The organism is Sulfuracidifex metallicus DSM 6482 = JCM 9184 (assembly GCA_032834875.1).
GTDB classification, from domain to species: Archaea; Thermoproteota; Thermoprotei_A; order Sulfolobales; family Sulfolobaceae; genus Sulfuracidifex; species Sulfuracidifex metallicus.
The window spans coordinates 719,392-733,232 of the sequence record CP135238.1; the positions used below are offsets into that span (position 1 = coordinate 719,392).

Annotated in this window: 18 protein-coding genes, 1 tRNA gene and 2 pseudogenes; 12 read left to right on the top strand and 9 right to left on the bottom strand. The window is 41.5% G+C overall.

Features of this window, described 5'->3' with window-relative positions:
* The first annotated feature begins 146 nt into the window (after positions 1–146).
* From RQ359_RS04205 to glyA, 5 genes are all read left to right on the top strand, one after another.
* A complete protein-coding gene (locus tag RQ359_RS04205; RefSeq protein ID WP_156017797.1) occupies positions 147–1,193 on the top strand; it encodes a hydroxymethylglutaryl-CoA synthase in 1,047 nt (348 codons plus the stop codon).
* Positions 1,190–2,272: a thiolase family protein gene (locus tag RQ359_RS04210; protein ID WP_156017795.1), complete on the top strand. Its 1,083-nt coding sequence runs from the start codon at positions 1,190–1,192 to the stop codon at positions 2,270–2,272. Before RQ359_RS04205 ends, RQ359_RS04210 begins: the two co-directional genes overlap by 4 nt.
* 5 nt (positions 2,273–2,277) lie before the next feature.
* Positions 2,278–2,673, top strand: coding sequence for a Zn-ribbon domain-containing OB-fold protein (locus RQ359_RS04215; RefSeq protein WP_054839071.1), 396 nt, complete (start codon positions 2,278–2,280; stop codon positions 2,671–2,673).
* Positions 2,670–3,893 carry a hydroxymethylglutaryl-CoA reductase (NADPH) gene (gene hmgA / locus RQ359_RS04220; protein ID WP_173571509.1) on the top strand — a complete coding sequence of 408 codons (1,224 nt, stop codon included), beginning with the start codon at positions 2,670–2,672 and terminating at the stop codon, positions 3,891–3,893. The genes RQ359_RS04215 and hmgA overlap by 4 nt, the downstream gene beginning before the upstream one ends.
* Positions 3,894–3,968: 75 nt before the next feature.
* Positions 3,969–5,273, top strand: coding sequence for a serine hydroxymethyltransferase (gene glyA / locus RQ359_RS04225; protein ID WP_304951771.1), 1,305 nt, complete (start codon positions 3,969–3,971; stop codon positions 5,271–5,273).
* On the opposite strand, the gene RQ359_RS04230 is transcribed toward glyA, so the two are convergent.
* From RQ359_RS04230 to RQ359_RS04245, 4 genes are all read right to left on the bottom strand, one after another.
* Entirely contained in the window at positions 5,266–5,685 is a 420-nt protein-coding gene (locus tag RQ359_RS04230) for a universal stress protein (RefSeq protein ID WP_054839074.1), read from the bottom strand. The genes glyA and RQ359_RS04230 overlap by 8 nt on opposite strands.
* Positions 5,682–6,695, bottom strand: a complete 1,014-nt coding sequence (locus tag RQ359_RS04235; protein WP_156017793.1) for a phosphorylating glyceraldehyde-3-phosphate dehydrogenase — start codon at positions 6,693–6,695, stop codon at positions 5,682–5,684. The genes RQ359_RS04230 and RQ359_RS04235 overlap by 4 nt, the downstream gene beginning before the upstream one ends.
* Positions 6,696–6,700: 5 nt before the next feature.
* Positions 6,701–7,921, bottom strand: a complete 1,221-nt coding sequence (locus tag RQ359_RS04240; protein ID WP_156017791.1) for a phosphoglycerate kinase — start codon at positions 7,919–7,921, stop codon at positions 6,701–6,703.
* 96 nt (positions 7,922–8,017) lie between these two features.
* Positions 8,018–8,830, bottom strand: a complete 813-nt coding sequence (locus RQ359_RS04245; protein ID WP_156017789.1) for a hypothetical protein — start codon at positions 8,828–8,830, stop codon at positions 8,018–8,020.
* A gap of 10 nt (positions 8,831–8,840) precedes the next feature.
* Between RQ359_RS04245 and RQ359_RS04250 the strand changes: the two genes are divergently transcribed.
* A tRNA-Gln gene (locus RQ359_RS04250) sits at positions 8,841–8,913 on the top strand.
* Between the two features lie 36 nt (positions 8,914–8,949).
* On the opposite strand, the gene RQ359_RS04255 is transcribed toward RQ359_RS04250, so the two are convergent.
* Both RQ359_RS04255 and RQ359_RS04260 read right to left on the bottom strand, forming a co-directional pair.
* Complete coding sequence (locus RQ359_RS04255) at positions 8,950–9,099, bottom strand: putative integrase (protein ID WP_156017787.1); 150 nt, start codon at positions 9,097–9,099, stop codon at positions 8,950–8,952.
* A 115-nt stretch (positions 9,100–9,214) separates the two neighbouring features.
* Positions 9,215–9,565, bottom strand: a complete 351-nt coding sequence (locus RQ359_RS04260) for a nuclease (RefSeq protein ID WP_256202203.1) — start codon at positions 9,563–9,565, stop codon at positions 9,215–9,217.
* On the opposite strand from RQ359_RS04260, the pseudogene RQ359_RS04265 reads away from it, so the two are divergent.
* Together RQ359_RS04265 and RQ359_RS04270 are read left to right on the top strand one after the other, a co-directional pair.
* Positions 9,523–9,892: pseudogene (locus RQ359_RS04265) on the top strand (DUF1286 domain-containing protein); the annotation flags it as partial. The gene RQ359_RS04260 and the pseudogene RQ359_RS04265 overlap by 43 nt on opposite strands.
* Before the next feature lie 56 nt (positions 9,893–9,948).
* Complete coding sequence (locus RQ359_RS04270; RefSeq protein ID WP_457921240.1) at positions 9,949–10,260, top strand: type II toxin-antitoxin system RelE family toxin; 312 nt, start codon at positions 9,949–9,951, stop codon at positions 10,258–10,260.
* A gap of 383 nt (positions 10,261–10,643) precedes the next feature.
* On the opposite strand, the gene RQ359_RS04275 is transcribed toward RQ359_RS04270, so the two are convergent.
* Genes RQ359_RS04275 through RQ359_RS04285 form a run of 3 tightly spaced genes read right to left on the bottom strand, consistent with a single transcriptional unit; the run spans position 10,644 to position 12,082 of the window.
* Positions 10,644–11,033, bottom strand: a complete 390-nt coding sequence (locus RQ359_RS04275) for a hypothetical protein (RefSeq protein ID WP_240900218.1) — start codon at positions 11,031–11,033, stop codon at positions 10,644–10,646.
* 36 nt (positions 11,034–11,069) lie between these two features.
* Complete coding sequence (locus tag RQ359_RS04280; protein ID WP_240900216.1) at positions 11,070–11,624, bottom strand: hypothetical protein; 555 nt, start codon at positions 11,622–11,624, stop codon at positions 11,070–11,072.
* The gene (locus RQ359_RS04285; RefSeq protein ID WP_054839329.1) at positions 11,621–12,082 is read right to left on the bottom strand and encodes a hypothetical protein; all 462 of its coding nucleotides are present in this window, start codon (positions 12,080–12,082) and stop codon (positions 11,621–11,623) included. The genes RQ359_RS04280 and RQ359_RS04285 overlap by 4 nt, the downstream gene beginning before the upstream one ends.
* A gap of 195 nt (positions 12,083–12,277) precedes the next feature.
* On the opposite strand from RQ359_RS04285, the pseudogene RQ359_RS04290 reads away from it, so the two are divergent.
* The 4 genes and pseudogenes from RQ359_RS04290 to RQ359_RS04305 form a co-directional block, all read left to right on the top strand.
* A pseudogene (locus RQ359_RS04290) lies at positions 12,278–12,469 on the top strand (DUF1286 domain-containing protein); the annotation flags it as partial.
* Between the two features lie 413 nt (positions 12,470–12,882).
* The gene (locus RQ359_RS04295) at positions 12,883–13,110 is read left to right on the top strand and encodes an AbrB/MazE/SpoVT family DNA-binding domain-containing protein (protein WP_054838944.1); all 228 of its coding nucleotides are present in this window, start codon (positions 12,883–12,885) and stop codon (positions 13,108–13,110) included.
* Positions 13,097–13,486 carry a PIN domain-containing protein gene (locus tag RQ359_RS04300; RefSeq protein WP_156017783.1) on the top strand — a complete coding sequence of 130 codons (390 nt, stop codon included), beginning with the start codon at positions 13,097–13,099 and terminating at the stop codon, positions 13,484–13,486. The genes RQ359_RS04295 and RQ359_RS04300 overlap by 14 nt, the downstream gene beginning before the upstream one ends.
* 91 nt (positions 13,487–13,577) lie before the next feature.
* A complete protein-coding gene (locus tag RQ359_RS04305) occupies positions 13,578–13,775 on the top strand; it encodes a hypothetical protein (protein ID WP_156017781.1) in 198 nt (65 codons plus the stop codon).
* Positions 13,776–13,841 lie beyond the last annotated feature (66 nt).

Here is a 13,841-nt window from a genome sequence, read left to right on the forward strand (position 1 = left end):
CATTTTATTATTATTATTCGTCAATCTCAGAGTGAGCTGAGTCAGATCACCCTTCACTACTTTTCGTCTCATCATAGACAACTGTCTATAGGGTATATAGACAGTTACACAAATCTTAAAAAGTTTAATAGGTGAAGAGAGTTTCGATGAAAAGCGGTATAATAGGCTGGGGAGCTTACGTTCCCAGGTTCAGAGTTAAAGTTGAGGACATAGCAAAGCTTTGGGGTATGGAGGAGGGTACTGTAAGAGGATTAGGTCTTCAAGAGAAGTCTTTGCCAGGTCCAGATGAGGATTCAACCACAATCGCTTGGGAGTCTTCCAAGAACGCCTTGGCTAGGGCAATGATAGACCCATCAAAAGTTAAGTTAGTTTTATTCGGCTCCGAATCAAAGGTATACGCGGTAAAGCCAACTTCAGCGTTGTTAATAGATTCGCTCGGTTTATCTTACTTTTCTGCCTCAGCAGACATGGAGTTCGCGTGCAGGGCAGCCTCAGTAGGCCTTAGGTTAGCATCAACTTTCGTCGAGACACACCCAGATTCTTATGCTTTAGTAGTGGGTGCGGATACTGCACAGTCAAATCCTGGTGATATTTTAGAGCTGAGCTCCGCATCTGCTGGTTCATCTTTCGTTGTGGGTTCCGGAGACGTCCCAGTAATAATAGAGCATTCAACATCATACACCACCGATACACCTGACTTTTGGAGAAGGGACGGTATGCCATATCCGCTTCATGGGGAGGGTTTCACGGGGGAGCCAGCTTACTTCGCTCACATAATGAGCGCTGTGAAGAAGCTTTTTGAAGAAACTGGATTTACGGTATCCGACTTCGACTACTTCGTCTTTCATCAGCCAAACGGAAAGTTTCCCATTCAAATAGCCAAGAAGCTTAACGTTCCAATGGAGAAGGTAAAGCAAGGTCTAGTTTCTCCTTTAATAGGAAACCCTTACAATGCCTCAGCATTGCTGGGCTTAACTAAGGTATTAGACGTAGCCAAGCCAGGACAGAGGATTCTAGTTGCTCCTTTCGGAAGCGGAGCTGGGAGCGACGCCTTCAGCATGCTTGTCACTGATGCTATAGTTGAAAGACAGAAGATGGCACCTACAACGGAATATTATATCAGCAATAAGAAGGTGGTGGACTATGCCACCTACGCAAGGTTCACCAATAAGATAAAGGCGTATGAGTTATGACGAAGGTTTTCATAACGGGTGCTTCCATGGTACCCGTAAATAGACATTACGACATGTCATTATTCGACCTAGCGGAGTCCGCATTTATGGGACTTAGAAAGACGGTTGAGGAGATGCCGGAGGTGGACGCAATAATAGTTACCAATTCCTTCGCTCAGAAGCTAGAGAATCAGTCCATGTTAGGTTTCAAACTTTCCAAAAGGTTAGGACTCTCAGGGAAGCTTTCCATGACAGTAGAACAAGGAGACGCCAGTGGTGGTGCAGGAATTCTAGCGGCTTATTCTATAGTTAAATCTGGGGTAGCCAGGAACGTGTTAGTGGTTGGCTTAGACAAGTTCTCCGACTTTCCGTCAAAGTTCGTTAATGATGCGGTTTCAACTACATTGGAGGACGTGTCATATTACGAAGGTTTGTTACCGGCTCCTTATGGAGCGTTGATTATGAAAAGCTACATGAGAAAATATGGCGTGAAAGAGGATTACTTCTACAACTGGGCAATAAAGATGCATTCCAACGCGTTAGAGAACCCTTATGCTTACCTTAGATTTCCAGTAGATTCGGAAACAGTAAGGAAGTCACAGGAAGTCTCTACTCCCATGAAACTCTTCGATATAGCTCCGAGGGCTGACGGAGCTTCCTCTGTTTTGATCTCATCTGAGGACTTTAAGAAGGTATCAGACTCGCCGGTTGAAATCGAAGCCGTAGAATTTGACTCTGGAGAGCCCACGATTTCTTCGTTGGAATTTCCCCTAAGAAAGGCTCAAGTAAGGGGAGACAAAACTGCAATAGAGATATCTGACTCTTTCAGCGTTTCAGCTGCAATAGAGCTAGAGTCTCTCGGATTGGCAGAGAAGGGAAAATCATTGGAGTCCTTAGATTCATTAAACGTTAACCTTAGCGGAGGTCTTAAGGCTAGGGGCTATCCAGGAGGAGCAACTGGCATATATCAGGTCGCCGAAGTTTACATGCAGCTTATAGACCAGTTTCCAGGCAAGAAGGCAAGGGATGCGGAGGAAGGACTAGTCCTCAATACGGATGATTTGTTGAGGACCTCTTACATGATTTATTTGAGGAGGTGAACAGTATGAGGATTTCTCCACCACAAATTTGGAGGGCTAAGCGATCTCTCTATAAGTTGACCGCTAGTAAGTGCAATAGATGTGGTAACGTGGATTTGCCACCTTCAAATTTCTGCAGTAAATGCGGGTCATCTGAGGTTTCGGTTGTGACACTTAGCGGTAATGGCACACTCCTTTTGGCAACCGAGAATTTCCAGCAGAGGGCCGGTTACGAGAAGAACATGCCACAGTACGTAGGGCTGATAAAGCTCGATGAGGGTCCTGAAATAGTGGCCCCGCTTACTGACGTTATTGATGAACCTAAGGAGGGATCGAGGGTCAACGTTGTCCTGAGGAAACTTACTACCGATTCATCTAACGGCTTAATAGAGTACGGTCTAAAGTTCAGGGTAGTCTCTTGATGAAGATAGAGGAAATAGTAGAAAAAGTAGTTGCAGGAGAAATATCCCTCCATGAAATAGATAATTATCTGGAAGCTAATGCAGCAATGCTAGCCCGTAGGCTAGCAGTTGAAAAGTTGACCGGAGCTGGTTTGCCTAACGTAGGGTCCACCATAATTGATTATGCAGAGATTAAGAATAGAAACGCAGAGAACGTAATAGGTGCAACTCAAATACCCTTGGGGGTTGCTGGTCCAATAAAGGTAAACGGAGAATTCGCTAAGGGGAATTTTCTAGTTCCGTTGGCGACAACAGAGGGTGCACTAATAGCCAGTGTGAACAGGGGAATGAAGGCTATAACTTCAGCAGGAGGCTCAAACGTCAGGGTCATCAAGGACGAGATGACTAGAGCACCAGTAATAAAGTTGGGTTCAATAAGTGACGTTTCGGACTTCCTTTCTTGGCTTCACTCCGTAGAGGACAAGATTAAGGAAGTCACCGAATCAACCTCGTCTCACCTTAAGTACAAGGGCTTTTCCTCCTTCGTTGTAGGAAATAACGTTTGGTTGCGTTTCTCCTTTGAGACGGGGAACGCAATGGGAATGAATATGGTTACCATAGCATCTGAGAAGGCTTGTTCTTTCATTGAGGAGAATTTTCCCAAGGCGAGGTGCGTCGCAGTCAGCGGAAACATGTGCAGCGACAAGAAGAACACTTTAATTAATTCGCTTGAGGGTAGAGGGAAAACGGTGATTGCAGATGTCTTATTGCCACACGAAGTAGTTAAATCTGAGTTAAAGAGTGACCCTTACCTCATCCATGAGGTCAACCTGAGGAAGAATTGGCTGGGAAGTGCAAGGGCGGGGTCCGTATCTCAGTTTAACGCCCATTTTGCCAATATAATAGCTGCTATATTTATAGCCACGGGGCAGGATGTAGCTCAGGTAGTTGAGAGTAGTTCAGGTTATACTTGGACCGAGGTTAGGGATGACGGGCTCTATGTTTCAGTCACTTTACCTTCAATGGAGGTAGGTAGTGTAGGAGGGGGAACCAGACTTCCCACTCAAAGAGAGGCATTATCCATCATGGGGATCAAAGGAGAACTCCCACATTCATCTAAAAAGCTTGCAGAGATCATAGCGTCGTCAGTTTTGGCTGGGGAACTTAACCTTCTCTCAGCCTTGGCAAACAAAGAGCTAGGGAAGGCCCATCTTAAACTTGGCAGAAACGCTAAACCTTAGGTAACGTTTTGGTAACCTAGAGTTTACATAAATCTGAATTTCTAAAAGTTTTTATGTTACATCACTTACTCTGTAATTATGAGCATACCAAAGGAATTAGAAAAAATTCTTGAAATAACCAAGAGCCAAAACACGTGGAGAAGGCAGGAAACTCTTAACCTTATAGCATCGGAGAATGTGATGAGCCCCGTAGCAGAGTCAGTTTACATGAGCGATTACATGTCCAGATACGCAGAGGGAAAACCTTACAAGAGGTTCTATCAAGGCACAAAGTATGTGGATGAGATCGAAACTCTGACCATGGAATTGATGAACCAGATAATCGCCTCTAAGTTCTGCGACATGAGGCCAATAAGCGGAACCGTGGCAAACGCTGCCGTCTTCAGGGTTCTAGCAAACCCCGGTGACAAGGCACTCATAGCTCCGGTTCAAGCTGGGGCTCACGTAAGTCACACTCGCTTCGGAACCCTTGGAGCTCTAGGAATTGAGCATATTGAGCTACCTTTCGATAAGGAGAACATAAACGTGGACGTCGACAAGTCAATTAAGATGATAGAGGAAGTCAAACCTAGATTCGTTGTTATGGGAGGAAGCTTGTACTTGTTTCCCCACCCTGCAAAGGAGCTATCACCTTACATTCATGCGGTAGGTGCAAAGTTGGTGTATGACGCAGCGCATGTATATGGCTTAATTGCCGGCAAGGCATGGAGCAATCCATTGGATGAAGGAGCCGACTTTCTCAACGTTTCCACACACAAGACCTTCCCAGGACCTCAGGGAGGAGCAATATTCTCCAATAACGAGGAATACTACAAGCCAGTCTCAAGGACAATATTCCCCTGGTTTGTAAGCAACCATCATCTGCATAGACTTCCAGCTACGGCAGTGACAGCGTTGGAAATGAGGGAGTTCGGACAAGACTACGCGTCACAAATAGTTAAGAATGCCAAAAAGTTAGCCGAGAGTTTAGCTTCCCTAGGATTTAAGGTAGTAGGAGAGAACTTAGGTTATACCAAGAGCCATCAGGTAGCAGTTGACGTTAGACCTCAGGGAGGAGGAGCCAAAGCTGCAAAGATGTTGGAGGAAGCTAACATCATAGTGAACAAGAACCTTTTACCCTACGATGGCCCTGAGGCAGTGTCGAACCCCAGTGGACTTAGGATAGGAGTACAGGAGATGACCAGGTTTGGCATGAAGGAAGGCGAAATGGAGGAGATAGCTTCCCTGTTCAAGAAAGTTCTAATTGAAGGTAAGGACGTAAATCAGGTGAAAAAGGAAGTTATGGAAATGAGAAGGAACTATTTAACGGTTAAATATACCTTCCAGGACGGAGAATGGGAGCAGAAGTTCTCCTCAAAAGTAATTCCAATGATCATCTAACCACAATGACAGTGATAGGGGCATTTAATGCCACTGATGTTGCGGTAGAGCCTATGTTAACGTCGCTATTTATTGAGGTTCCCCTTGCTCCCATGATTACGGCATCGAAGCTCTCCTCAGTTATTATTTTCAGAATTTCATTTGCGACGCTGGACTCCTTGTAATTTGTCTTTATTTCTTTGAATTCATAGTCCGTTCTTCCGCTTATCCTTTTCTCTAAGTTTTCTCTTATTGCTTGGGTGCTCTTGCACTCCTGGCACACGTATACCAAGTAAAGCCTAGAACCATACCTCATGGCGAAGTCAACGCCTACGTCGACAGCTCTCATGCTGTTTTCAGATCCATCAACAGGTATCAGGATCTTCCTCAGGAGGAAGCTAACTGTATAGGTAGGAGGTAACTTCTCGCTCATATTATGTACCCCTTCCTGATTCCCATGGAAGTATTAGTCACGTTTATCGATTCCCTGATTCCAGATACAGCCCTCACTGCATCTATGTTTTCTGGGACAACTATGGATTCCTGATGGACAGCGTACATCATGAATACCTCCTTTCCTTTGACGTATATGGAGTCCTCAAATATCATAACCTCTGGTATATCGTTCCTCTCTCTGCCCAAATCTCTAGCTAGTTCCACCAACTCCGCTGTGGAGTTTATCCCAGCCTTCCCTGGAACTATAACCAGCCTAGGAGTAGAGAGAACTTGTTTAAGTATCTCCTCCCTGGTAACCTCCTTTTCTAACTCAATGTCAAGAAGGTGCACATGCATTAGGTTAGTGGGAGATATTACTGCCATGGTAATTATGTCAAGGTCCTTGAGCACGGTATTCACGTCCTTAGCGTGATGGCTTGGAACTGATGCTGGGTCTGGAACTAGAGCGTTTATAGGACCTTTCTTGTACTCCTTAGGGTCTGCAGCTCTTCTGATGACTGTTCCCCTTACTTTCTTCACTTGCGATACCTTGTTCACAGTGCATATAGACCTCAGCATTGCAGTGGTGTTACAAGAGACCACTCTCAAGTACTTCTTCCCTACTGCCTCATCGTAGTTACATAAGGCAGAAAACGACATCTCTCCAACGTTGCTTTTCTCACCTCCTTGGAAGAGAGCCGGTTTTCCCTTTTCAACGTAAATCTTCTTATACTCTGCACCCACGCCATTCGGTGTAGCGTCAACTACTACGTCAGATTCATCTATCATTTCATCTATTGTTCCCGAAGGTTCTATTCCAGCTCCGATGAACTTGTCCTTGCTCTCCTTAGGAACGAATATCCTCATTCCTCTCTTGAACGCCACCATTGCTTCATAATTAGGCGAAGTTTTAGCTACGCCCACCAGCTCCATGTCGGGTTGTTTAAGGGTAGCATCTGCCACCCTTTTTCCTATGGTTCCGTAACCGTTTACAGATACTTTTATCATAACTTTTACACCTTGCTGAGGCTTAAAGCCTCTAACGCAGGAAGTTTCTCACCGGAAAGGAATAAAAGTAGTGCTCCTCCTCCGGTTGAAATGTGTAGCTTTGGGTTGTCCTCTACGCGTCCCTCTAGCACGCTTACCATGTGACCTCCTCCCACAATCACGTATCCTGAGTTTTCCAACGCAGCCTTCATTACAGCTTTACTGCCGTCTCTGAATCTCTCGTCCTCTATTATTCCCATGGGTCCTCTAAGGACAGTTACCTTAGAGTCCTTTATGAAGGATGAGTATATATCTGCGGTGTTTATTCCAACGTCCTTGATTACCCCTTCTACCTTATGTACAGGGGTTTCCTCTATTTTTCCATCCTTCTCTACCTTGAAATCTACAGGTATCTCAACGGGAGCACCGCTCATGAGGAGCTTCCTGGCTCTAGGTATCAAACTCAGGATTCCTAGTTTCTCAAGGACTTCCATGTTCTCCTTTCCTAAGTTGATTCCCTTAGCTGTGGCGAAAAGTTCCGCAATCAATCCACCGGTCAATATCCTATCTGCTATCCTCTTCTTAGTCAAGTTCTCGATTATCCTTAAGGTATCTAGAACCTTTCCTCCGCCTAAAACGAAAACCTTTGGAGCTTCTTCTGGCGTGAATATCTTTGACAGTGCTGACACTTCTTTTTCCATGACCCTGCCAGCCGCAGACGGCATAACCAAGGGGAAACCAACCAAGCTTGGCTGGCTCCTATGGGAGGTTGCGAAGGCATCATTGATGTAACTGTCGAATAGGGGAGACAGCTTCTTTACCAGGAAAGTTTTGGCTTGCTGTTGTGGAGGTCCTTCTATTAATTCTTCAGCCACCATTCTCACGTTATTTAACAATATCACTTCTCCTTCCTTCATGTTGCTTATCTTTTCCCTGGCGTAAGGACCCATGACGTCGTCTATGAATTCCACGTTTAAGTCCAGATACTTAGATAGAACTTGCGCATGTTCCTCCAGCTCCACGAAATCCCTATCGCCAGGTCTACCTTGATGAGAAATCATAACAACAGAATTCTTCCTTTCCACCAATTCCTTGATAGTAGGCACATGTGCCTTCAGTCTGGAGCTATCTAAAATGTGCCCGTTCTTATCTATGGGTGAGTTAACGTCAACTCGAAGGAGGACCTTCCTCCCAGAAAGTTCTAGATCGTCAAGTGTTTTAATGTCCAAATCTCCTATTTTTATCAGGGCAGTTCCCCAATTCTTTATACATTTTCAAATTTATAAAAATGAGGGTTAAGAACGATCGCAAATTCTTTATACATTTTCAATTTTTCTTTACGATTAGCATCTCAACTGTTCCGAGAAGTTGTTCCAAAGAAGTGGTATCAAGCTCCTTACGTTAAGTTGTTGCATATATAAACCTATCTCCATTTCTCGGGTGCCTATCCTCTTGGTGAAGAGCTTCGGATCCTCCCTGCTGAAATATGACAACGAAGCTTTAACCTTGTCCACCTCAAAGGAGGATTCTGTCCTACACGTCGCTATAACCTTAATCCTGGTTCCATCTCCAGCGTCAATTTCGTTAAGGCTACATACTGCTCTTATGTTTCTTTCTATTATGATTTTAAACAACGTGCCCAACGAAAAGGGTATCTCGGACGGATCTACCCCCATGGGAGGAAGCAGTAACTTTACTGGATCCTTACATTCCTTCCCTTTTTTTATAAGTAAAACGAAATTGAAGAAGATGAATGTAGAATTGCAAATGTTAGAGATTGAACGGGGTTGATCCTCTACCACGAATCCGTCATTCTTTATCACACTTCTCATGGAAGATCCTATGTCGATGCTCCTCTTGTTCTCCCTTGTGATAGCCATCCCTTTAACGCTCATCAATCCTTTTATCCTTTCGTCAGACGAGAAGTAGTTAATGTATAAATCGAAGTCCTTAACTCCAGCCTTCTTTAACGCCTTGATGACTAGGTTGGCTACCAACAATAACTCCTTATTGTGGGATATCACCATCCATTCTCCGTAATCGTCAATTATATATCTCGAATTTTGGTCTTTGTTAGTCTTTCTAAAGATGTCGAAAAACAACAGCACATACCCATAACTATTTTCGGTAAGAAGCTTTAAATCCTTAATTAACAAGAAATAGATCAGCCGGGTAGTCTAGCGGCCAAGGATCTAGGGCTCTGGCCCCTGGGACCCCGGTTCGAATCCGGGCCCGGCTACTGAAGTCCTGCGGCAATGCCGCACCTTGGCCATCATCATGGTGTAGGTCTCTCTATCACCTTCTCTAAAGAACCTACATAATGATGCCTTTGCTTACTACCTGACTCATTCTCTATAATGTAAACATAATACTTCCCCTTAATCTCTTTAGAATAGAAATTAGAACCAACGTAAAATGAAGGCATTTCAAGAACCTTAAGTAACAGGACTTTAAATACTCATTCTAATAGAATATCCTAAAACAAATTGAAAGTAGACGGCAAAGATTCCTCATCAGTAATACTAACAAAAAGGTATTACTTATTTCCCGCTCACCCTATACATGAATTCCTCAGAGATCGTAGAGTACCAGTTCTTTATTCCTACTATTAGCTCTCTAAATGGCTTCCATTGGTCTCTAGAAATTAGGAAATAAGGGGTCTTAGCGCCATTCTCAAAACTATCTAATTTTGCTATCCCTTTCTTGTACAAGTTCATTACTTGCAGTGCTGTAAGGACTCTAAACTTATCCTCTTTATCAATACTTAGAACAAAGTATACCCTTCCTGCTACACTATACTTAAACCCCAAATCAACCTTAGTCTTAAGGATTGCATCTACTGGTTTACCGTATCGGAAAATACATCTCAAGAACTCCCAGAACTCACACACTACCCAGGAGTATCGGACGGGGGTTATTAACTTCGGTGCCAATTATTTTTGCCCTCTATTTCCTATTTTATTCACATACCGTCTTAATAATCATCCTGGATGGAGTTATGGTAGGCCCTTCAAACATGCTCCTAGACGTATTCACGGAGAGGGGAATTTACCACAAAGTTAACGGAAGGTGGAGGAGATTTGCCTTGGCAAACTTCTCTTATGATAACCCCATTGTAAACGGGTTAGCAATATTGTTGGGAGTTATAATGCTGTTTGCGGCAACACAACTATGATTACTACTACCACTATTATCATTATTACAACTATTATTCCTAATGGGATAATATACGAAAAGAGAAAGATTTTTAAATACATTTTCTATATCTTTTATCGTGGTTTGTAAGGAATGGAAATTAAGGATAATGTTCAGTAAGAGGATAAGTAACCTTGATGAGTTAGCTGATTACCTTCTAGATACTTTTTCAAACGATAAGTTAGTTATGCTTATCTTAGATAAGATTTTATTATTGCTAGATAATCCCTTCAAATATTCCAGGGAAAAGTTAGGAAAGGATAAGCATGGCAATCCAATGTTCTCCATAGAAGTAACTGGAGATATAAGAATACTTTACAGTGTGGATTCAAAAAATTGTGTAGTTTTTATTTGGGAGATTGGGTCTCATAAGAAGGTTTACGGACGTTAGTTCTCTCCTTAGCTTTCTTTTCCACAATCTCCTTAAGCTTAATTACTTCATCTTTACTTAGCTCCGCATAATAATATTCTCCGTCTTTACCAGTCTTCATATGTGTAAACTTCTCACAGAGACTATTAAAACAATGTGCTAATCGAGTTTCTCTTATCGAATTTTGAAAAATTGGATTGAAAGTAGTATAAGCGCTTATCCTTGGATCCCAGCTTCAAAGTCTCGTTAGAAAAATTGAATAAACTCTCCAGTTTACTGAGAGGAATTCAACCAATAATAATAACTACTACTAAGAGTTCTGAGCTACAAAAAGCAGGAGTGAAAGTTTAGGGCAGGGTAAATGAAGTGTGTAAGGCCTCATCTTTCTCTTCATAATAAATTCCCTAAGAATTATTCGATTTCTCTTTTTCCGTCTCTTTTTGTAGTTCCTTTCTTGCTTCACTCTCAACTTCTGCCATAAATTCATCTAATTCATCAGCTTTTACCAACTCCCTATTAATTTCTGCCATACCTTTCATAAACTCTATCATTTCATTTTGGTGGTCTCTAACTTCTTCCAAATACTTTTCATCTATTTCCTCCCTCCCTACTATATAATCAGCAGTTTCAGCAGCCCTAGCTAAATAGGCTGTGTATAGCAAACTATCGAAAAGTTCTTGGAAACCTAGATCTAGCATTGTTATTACTTGATCGATTAAATATGGTTTTTCTTTGTAGAAGTTTAATAATAGCTCGCTTTCATTTGGCAAGTTTTTGCAAATCTCGTCTTCCATGCGTTTTTCTATACACTTTTCAATTATATCAAGTAGTTATTTGTATACGTCTTTAAATTGGACTGCGGCTGTAATTCTCTTTCTCAATTCTAGTAGTTTATCATAGCTTCTTTGATTAGGTGACTCTCTTAAATATTCCGATAAGCTTTTATAAATTTCCGCTAAAGGTTTTTCCGTGATTTGTTCTAAGAGTTTCGCGGTTGCTAACAGAAGATCTGGAATTTGAGATCTTCCCATAGGGTCGTGACCTAATTTTTCGATAATCTTCTCACGGTTTAAGGCTTGTCTTATTAAGATATTCAATGAATTAATCATTTTCTGAAAATGTCTCGGTGCTTTAACATGTCCCTTCTTTACTACGGATATCAAAAGGGCCGGATAAATTATCAGTGTACCATACGTTGCAAGAAAGGCCTTACTTAAGGTTTCGAAAGATCTCGCAATATTAAAAATCTTTTGCTCCTCTAGAGACTTTATGTCTGAATACGGTTTTTCTCCTTTCTGAATATTTTCGTATATAGCTAGTGTAGTATCGAAAAAGCTTAAGGAGTTTAAGAGGAAGTTAACAAAAGTCGACTTCCTCTTCTTCATTCTTGTAACCTACTTAAAACTTTGTCTCTTATCATGGAATATTTAGCGTATTCCGGGTATTTCTTGTAGACGTAGTTTAGAATCTCAGTCCTACTCTTCTTAACCCATTCTCTGAAAAACATCTCAATCTCCTTTTCCTCTTCCTCAGGCTTTAACTCAAGCTTTAAAACGTAATTCCTCTTGTACCCTATTATTGCTCCGCTCAATGGATCTCTTACTTCCTCCTCTTCAACATCGACCTCTCCTAATTCGATTAGTTTATCAATATAATCTTGTAGTTTTGATGAATAAGGACCGAAGAACCAAGGCTTAAAATCCAGTCCTAGTTGAATCTCTTTCTCCTTCTCAAGTAAAAAGAAAATCTTCTGCAGTTTAGTTGCAGTAACCTCTGTATTCTCCTCTTTAGCAATGTAAAGCAATAATTTAATTAAGCGATAAATTCTGTCATCGATTAACATAACCAGTAACCCTAATATTAAAATACACGGAGTGCATAAAAAATTTAGACAGAAAGTTAGGGGTCGGACTTTCATAGGTTTTCGTGATATTTCATATCAACAAGACAAGGCAGGAGCTTTGAGGCTTAACGCTTTATCACAAGCCCTAACTTACCTATCGAATTTATTTTAATAAGCTTATTAAACGGCCCATAACACATGTTATTGGACGTATTCACGGGAAGAGGAATATACGTAAAGAGGAACGGGAAGTGGAAAAGATTTGCACTAGCCCACTTCTCTTACGATAACCCTGCAGTAAACGGGATGACAATCCTCTTAGGAGTTATAATGCTATTTGCAGCAATGGAGTTACACACTTACCATTATTATCATTACTACAAATAGTATTTCTAACGAGATAATAAATGTACAAAAATAAAAACAGAAAGGTGTTTAAATGTGTTTTTACAGAAGTAGAAATGGGGGTCGGGGGATGAGGAGGGTCAGAGTTGACCTATGATAGGTTACCCGGAGTCTGACCCGACCCCCCGCCCATTTTAATCTTAACCTTACTATCTATTAAGCTTTTCTTCTCATTGAATTTTGAAAAATTGTGTTGATAGTAGTATAAGCGTATATGTGGGATCCCATGCTTTCTATTCTCGTTAGAATAATTGTATAAACTCCCTAGTTTATCGAGAGAAATCCTATTTAACCTTCCTCTCCAACTCCTCAACCCTTCTCCTCAATTTCGGATTTCTACTGAGTCATAGTAGTTACTAGTAAAATTTATATATTAGTAATTCTCACTCTTTACTATGAAAGTAAAGGTTACTAGAAACTTTCAAGTTACTATCCCCTCAGAGATAAGGGAAAAATTAGGTATAAAAGAAGGGGACTACGTTGAAGTAACTTTGGATGAAAGTAATGGAGCTATAATAATTAAGCCGTATAAAAGAAAATGGACTACAATAAGGTTAAATAAGAAAGTGGGTCAAGAGGATATAGATAAGGCAGTTGAGGAGGCACTAAATGATAGTAGTTGATACGAACATATTGGTTTATTCAACTTTTGAAGATTCCGAGAACCATTCTGAAGCTCTAGAAATTATAGAAAAAGAGGACGTTAAAATTCCGCAGATAGTCGTTTATGAGTTTTTATGGGTTTTAGCTAAACTTGCATCAGATGTTTCCTTAATAAAAACTAAGATTGAAGAGTTAAGAGAGTTTGAAATTATATGCGAAAACCCGGAAACCATACTCAATGGCGTAAAAATGTTAAAGGAAGACGGTAAACCTTTAAAGATGTTAAATGATTACGTTATTCTAACCTTAGCTAAGGAATTAAAAGGAGATTTAGCAACCTATGATGAAAAATTAAGGAAAATTGCCGAAAAACGTGGTGTAAGAATAATTCCTTAAGGATAAAGCGGAGATGATAATGGTCAGCTAAAACGGATTAATGAATAAAAAACTTTTTGTTTTTTTACTGGTAAGTCTAGGTTTGCCATGCATGAATTGCATTATGTGTTATCTGACTTCCTTCCCGCCAGCGAGGGTTCCCATCTCATCGATTCGGGATTACATTTGGTGGGCAGTCAAGTGGCTCAGAGAACCCTACCATTTGGACAGAGTGAGTAGGGGACTTTCATTGCTGAGCTCTAGTCCCTTTGATGAGAGAGATACTAGAAGCTCCCCCCAGTCCCATTGAGCTGGGGAGGAGCGCCATTAGCATCACTAAGAGAAAATAGGCAAAGAAATATTTAAACACGGGGCT